General features: G+C 71.6%; 6 protein-coding genes. 4 read left to right on the forward strand and 2 right to left on the reverse strand.

Annotation, left to right across the window (positions count from 1 at the left end):
- The first annotated feature begins 43 nt into the window (after positions 1–43).
- On the forward strand, positions 44–250 hold the full coding sequence (locus ABT232_RS38220; RefSeq protein WP_351849384.1) for an acyl-CoA carboxylase subunit epsilon: 207 nt from the start codon (positions 44–46) through the stop codon (positions 248–250).
- A 10-nt stretch (positions 251–260) separates the two neighbouring features.
- Here the strand turns inward: ABT232_RS38220 and ABT232_RS38225 are convergent, their stop codons facing one another.
- On the reverse strand, positions 261–1,403 hold the full coding sequence (locus ABT232_RS38225; RefSeq protein WP_351849387.1) for an SGNH/GDSL hydrolase family protein: 1,143 nt from the start codon (positions 1,401–1,403) through the stop codon (positions 261–263).
- 121 nt (positions 1,404–1,524) lie between these two features.
- Between ABT232_RS38225 and mmpB the strand changes: the two genes are divergently transcribed.
- Both mmpB and ABT232_RS38235 read left to right on the forward strand, forming a co-directional pair.
- A complete protein-coding gene (mmpB, locus tag ABT232_RS38230; protein ID WP_351849390.1) occupies positions 1,525–1,653 on the forward strand; it encodes a morphogenic membrane protein MmpB in 129 nt (42 codons plus the stop codon).
- 31 nt (positions 1,654–1,684) lie between these two features.
- Positions 1,685–2,293: a Maf family protein gene (locus ABT232_RS38235; protein WP_351849392.1), complete on the forward strand. Its 609-nt coding sequence runs from the start codon at positions 1,685–1,687 to the stop codon at positions 2,291–2,293.
- 7 nt (positions 2,294–2,300) lie between these two features.
- Here the strand turns inward: ABT232_RS38235 and ABT232_RS38240 are convergent, their stop codons facing one another.
- Positions 2,301–2,765: a hypothetical protein gene (locus ABT232_RS38240; protein WP_351849394.1), complete on the reverse strand. Its 465-nt coding sequence runs from the start codon at positions 2,763–2,765 to the stop codon at positions 2,301–2,303.
- Between the two features lie 374 nt (positions 2,766–3,139).
- Between ABT232_RS38240 and ABT232_RS38245 the strand changes: the two genes are divergently transcribed.
- A partial coding sequence (locus ABT232_RS38245) for a biotin carboxylase N-terminal domain-containing protein (RefSeq protein ID WP_158786612.1) occupies positions 3,140–3,240 on the forward strand: 101 nt, incomplete at its 3' end.

The following is a 3,240-nucleotide window of genomic DNA, read 5'->3' on the forward strand; positions in this document are numbered from 1 at the left end:
AGAAGCACGGCAACATCCCCCTCTAGGCCTGCCGGGAGCACTCATGAACATCAAGGTCGTACGGGGCAACCCGACCCCCGAGGAGCTGGCCGCCGCACTGGCGGTGGTCCGGGTCCGCGCCGCGGCGGCGGCCCTGCCGCCCGGCGCGTCCACTCCCGGGGCCTCCTGGTCCGACCCGTCCCGTATCGCCGCCCGCAGCCTGCCCCAGCCGGGGCCGGCGAGCTGGGCACGCACGTACTGGCCGAGCTGAGCCGAAGCGCCTACAGCACGCCCGCCACGGCTTCGGCCATCACCTCGAACCCCGCGTCGTCGGGGTGCAGGTGGTCGCCGAAGTCGTAGGCGGGCCGCAGCCGGTCCGGGTCCGCCGGGTCGGCCAGCAGCCGGTGGAAGTCGAGCACGGCGTCGTACTCCCCGGCGCCCCGGATCCACTCGTTGAGTTCGTGGCCGACCTTCGCCGCGTGCTCCCCCCAGTGATCGGACCCGCCGAACGGCAGCAGGGTCGCACCGATCACCCGCACGCCTCGCGCGCGTGCCTGCCGTATCAGCTCCCGGTGGCCCGCGATCAGCTCGTCCGCCTCGACGACCGGCGCCGGGTGGTAGGTCGGCTGTTCGTCCGTCTCGCTGAAGCCGATGTCGTTGAGGCCGATCAGGACGACGGCCGTCGACACTCCCGGCTGGTCCAGGACGTCCCGGGCGAACCGCTCGAGGGCCTTCTCGCCGTACCACGCGGAGTCGTTGAGCAGCAGGTTCCCGCCGATCCCGGCGTTGAGGACGGGCCGTCCGGTGCGCCGGGCGAGCGCATCGGACCAGCGGCGGTCGGTGCCCGGCGTGGAGCCGAAGCCGTCGGTGAGGGAGTCGCCGAAGAGGGCGACCGCGTCGGTGCGGCCGGCGTCGACCTCGACGGCGGACAGGACGTACCAGGACTCGGTGACGGCGTCGAAGCCCGCGCCCGACACGTCCGCCAGCAGATCGCCCGGCCCCCGGTAGCCGGCCGTGAAGGCCTGCGCGTGGAAGGTGGCCGGGCCGGTGGCGGCGTCGAAGTACAGGGTGACGGTCAGCGCCTCGCCCGCGGCCACGGCGAGTTCCGCCGCGTCGCTGACGACCTGACCGCGCGCCGGGACCGCCACCTCGTGCGCCCCGGCGAAGGTGAGCCGCCGCGCCGAGCCCGGCTCGACGGCGGCCCCGTCCGCCGTCCGGGCGACGGCCGCACCGGCGATCCGCAGCGGTGAGGTGCCGTACGCGTGGGAGAGCCGGATCCGCACCCGGCCGCCGCCCGCGGTGAGCCGGACGACCTGCCGGACGGACTGGCGCCAGAAGCCCTGGCGGGACCAGTTGGGGGTGAAGCCTTCGCTGGGCGCCTGGGGCGCGGCGGTCCAGGCGGCGGTGAAAACGGCAGCGCTCATCACACACACCTTCCAAACGGGATTGGAGTTCCCTTAACTTAACAGAACCAGAGACCCGTTTACGGAAGTTGAGTACGCGTACTCAGGCGCCGCCGCGGGCCGGCGCCGGACGATGGCGGGCATGCTGTGGTCCGACCCGGAGAACGAACCGCCCAAGGAACTGCGTGACATGCAGGAGATGTTGCGGCGGCTGGGCGTTCTCATGGCGCTGGCCATGGTGCTGGCGATGATCGTCATCGGACTGGGATGAGCCGCGGCACGCCCGCCGCTAACCTGGCGGCATGACTGATCAGCCGCGCCGCCGACTCGTGCTCGCCTCCCAGTCCCCCGCCCGGCTGGGCCTGCTCCGCCAGGCCGGGCTCGACCCCGAGGTGATCGTGAGCGGCGTCGACGAGGACGCCGTCACCGCCCCCACCCCCGCGGAACTGGCCCTCGCCCTCGCTGAGGCCAAGGCCTCCGTGGTCGCCGCGAAGCCCGAGGTGATGGGCGCCATCGTGATCGGCTGCGACTCGGTTCTCGACCTCGACGGCCAGGCGCTCGGCAAGCCGGCCGACGCCGAGGAGGCCACGGCCCGCTGGAAGTCCATGCGCGGACGCGCCGGCACCCTCCAGACCGGCCACTGCGTCTACGACACCGCGACCGGCCGCTACACCTCCGCCACCGCCTCCACCGTGGTCCGCTTCGGCGAGCCGACCGACGAGGAGATCGCCGCCTACGTCGCCTCCGGCGAACCCCTCCACGTCGCCGGCGCCTTCACCCTCGACGGCCGCTCGGCGCCCTTCGTCGACGGCATCGACGGCGACCACGGCAACGTCATCGGCATCAGCCTGCCGCTGGTGCGCAAGCTGCTGGGGCAGCTGGGGATCTCCATCACCGACCTGTGGACCTGAGCCCCGCTCAGGCCGGCTGAGCCCCGCCCTCCGGCAGCGTGTCCGTGGGCTCGGCCGGCCCGGTGGGCTCCTGTGCCCCGGCCCGGCCGTCGTACGTCATCAGCAGGAGCACGATCAGGCCGAGCACCAGCACCATGACCAGGAACGCCGGCCAGCCCACGAGACCCCAGGCGAACGCGCCCAGCAGGGCGTGCACGACCGCCGCGCTGATCAGCAGCACCCGGCCGATGCCCGCCGGCCGGCGGTCGCGCAGGGCCACCAGGAGGGCCGCCACGCCGCAGAGCGCGAAGTAGAGCCCGAAGACGACGCCTCCGATCTTGGAGGAGGTCGCCATCATGTCGGGGTCCAGACCCGCCAGGGACATGTCCTGGCGGTCCACCACCACCCCGAGGAACCAGTTCAGCGCCGCCACGCCCAGCGCCTCGGCGAAGAGCACGACCGCCACGATCCATGCCACCGGCCTGCGCACCACCGGTTCCACCCACCTTCGACCATCGCCCGAGCAAGGCTGCTGTTACCCCAAGTAGGTTCGAGGACATCGGGAACGCTACTAACGAGTAAAACTCGGGACAAGGGTTCTGCGTCAGGCAAAGAAGTGTTGGGCCATTCGTAGGGACTCCACAAAGAAACGGAGTGGCCCGCAGCACCAGGTGACAGAGACCTTGACCACAGGGGAGGGCTAGGGTTTCCCGAGGAGTCCTGCGTGGCACGGTCGCGACAAGGGATTTCGCGGGTCGAGCGAGCCTCGAATCACGCTCCGTGTGGGCAAGCTCACCATTGGGGACGGGTCGAAGTGCCGTGTCGACTGTCCCTAAACTCGGCTTGTTTCAAGGAGGGAGCCTCATCGTGCGCAAGGTGCTCATCGCCAACCGTGGCGAAATCGCTGTCCGCGTTGCCCGGGCCTGCCGGGACGCCGGTATCGCGAGCGTCGCCGTCTACGCCGACCC

The sequence above is a fragment of the Streptomyces sp. NPDC001532 genome (assembly GCF_040298625.1).
GTDB lineage: Bacteria > Actinomycetota > Actinomycetes > Streptomycetales > Streptomycetaceae > Streptomyces.

Coding starts and splice junctions, on each gene's coding strand:
- mmpB (WP_351849390.1), top strand. CDS start 1,525: ATGCTGTGGTCCGACCCGGAGAACGAACCGCCCAAGGAACTGCGTGAC.
- ABT232_RS38220 (WP_351849384.1), top strand. CDS start 44: ATGAACATCAAGGTCGTACGGGGCAACCCGACCCCCGAGGAGCTGGCC.
- ABT232_RS38225 (WP_351849387.1), bottom strand. CDS start 1,403: ATGAGCGCTGCCGTTTTCACCGCCGCCTGGACCGCCGCGCCCCAGGCG.
- ABT232_RS38235 (WP_351849392.1), top strand. CDS start 1,685: ATGACTGATCAGCCGCGCCGCCGACTCGTGCTCGCCTCCCAGTCCCCC.